This is a genomic window from Paenarthrobacter sp. CM16 (genome assembly GCF_013179505.1).
Classification (GTDB): Bacteria; Actinomycetota; Actinomycetes; order Actinomycetales; family Micrococcaceae; genus Arthrobacter.
The window spans coordinates 1-1,273 of the sequence record NZ_JABMCX010000547.1 but is presented as its reverse complement, the minus strand read 5'-3'; the positions used below and the strand labels follow the sequence as shown (position 1 = coordinate 1,273).

Genomic DNA, 1,273 nt, shown 5'->3' with positions numbered 1-1,273 from the left:
CCATCGAAGTCAAGAACGTCATGAGGGCAATGAGCCTCGATACCTCGGACAGCATCCGGGACATCACGCCGGAATTCACTGATTTCCTCAATGATGCTTTCACCCTCATGGTTCGCGAAGGCCAAGCGAGGTGGGGAAAACCGACACTTCAGAATTTCAAGGACACCCCATCAGCACGGTGGAACGTCGACGGCGGCGCCCGCGTCACGTTCAGATTCAACCCCAAGGGTCTCTCGGCAAGATTCGAGACACCCCAGGGCGCGGAAATCGAAAGGAAACTCGGCGACCGCTGACGTCGCCGGCGCCCACTTAGATCAGCGGGTGTGGATCCTCTCGTCACTCGAGGAATTCTCCTGAACAGGCGGATGAAAGCGTCCGTATCGGCGTAGGCAGAAATACATGCCGATGAAGGTGACTAAACCCAGGATCGGTCCTGCCCACACCACGATTGACGAGCCGCGCAGAAGAATGCCCGCCACAGCAAAAGCTGTAGTCGCCATGACTATCGCAGGGCTGTCCGAAACAAGCTTGCGCTCCGCCTTGCGTCCGATCTGCCCGTAGAACGCGCCCACGACCACCTGAAATGGGCTCATCCGCCACCACCTAGGCCACCCCAAACCACCACCTAGACGCCCCCAAAACACCCCTAATTTCGGCCGATTCACCACCTAGTTTCCGCTTTCCGCCCTGTGGCCCTTCTGCCCGCCCATAGTGTCCTTCTCAGAACGAGCACCCGGAAATTCCGCCGGGACTGCTCCGGAGATGAGTGCACAACTATTGGGGGTTGGGTCATTGAAGCTGAGTCAGCAACAGAGCATTGCCGCCGCTGTGGATCAGTGGGTCACCGGCATTCCCGGGCGTATCCGGGGCCATGTCATTTTTGTCGAGAATCCTGACCACACGGAATACGCGAAGACCGTCGCCGGTGAGGATTCCGTGGTCCTGGTCCTCAACGGGGACAGGACTGATGCAGGCATTGTGGCTGTCACGGGATCCTTCGATGTTGCAGGGGAAGAACTCCTGGTGGATGGCACACTGAGCCTGGAAATTCAGGACTATGTGGCCATCCCGTTCGTGAACCTGGTGGGTGTGACGGTAGTCAGGATTACCACCAAAGAGGATTGGCAAGCCTTCTCCGACGACGCCGAGGAAGCCTGCCGTACGGGGCACTTCGTGCAGCAGCTCACCGAGGTCAACGCAGTGCTTGCTGAGCGGGGACTGCTGAATGGGCAACCAAAGGACAACCTCCTGCTGGCCCGGCTTCACATCACCT

The 1,273-nt window shown here is 58.7% G+C and carries 2 protein-coding genes and 1 pseudogene; 2 read left to right on the top strand and 1 reads right to left on the bottom strand.

All coding sequences use genetic code 11. The annotated features are described in order from the left end of the window. Positions 1-293: DUF6301 family protein (locus HP499_RS24370; RefSeq protein ID WP_216660291.1), on the top strand; the 293-nt coding region annotated here is incomplete at its 5' end. Positions 294-314: 21 nt separating this feature from the next. Here the strand turns inward: HP499_RS24370 and HP499_RS24365 are convergent. Beyond that, positions 315-593: a hypothetical protein gene (locus HP499_RS24365; RefSeq protein ID WP_172326590.1), complete on the bottom strand. Its 279-nt coding sequence runs from the start codon at positions 591-593 to the stop codon at positions 315-317. Between the two features lie 169 nt (positions 594-762). On the opposite strand from HP499_RS24365, the pseudogene HP499_RS24360 reads away from it, so the two are divergent. Further along, positions 763-1,273: pseudogene (locus HP499_RS24360) on the top strand (hypothetical protein); the annotation flags it as partial.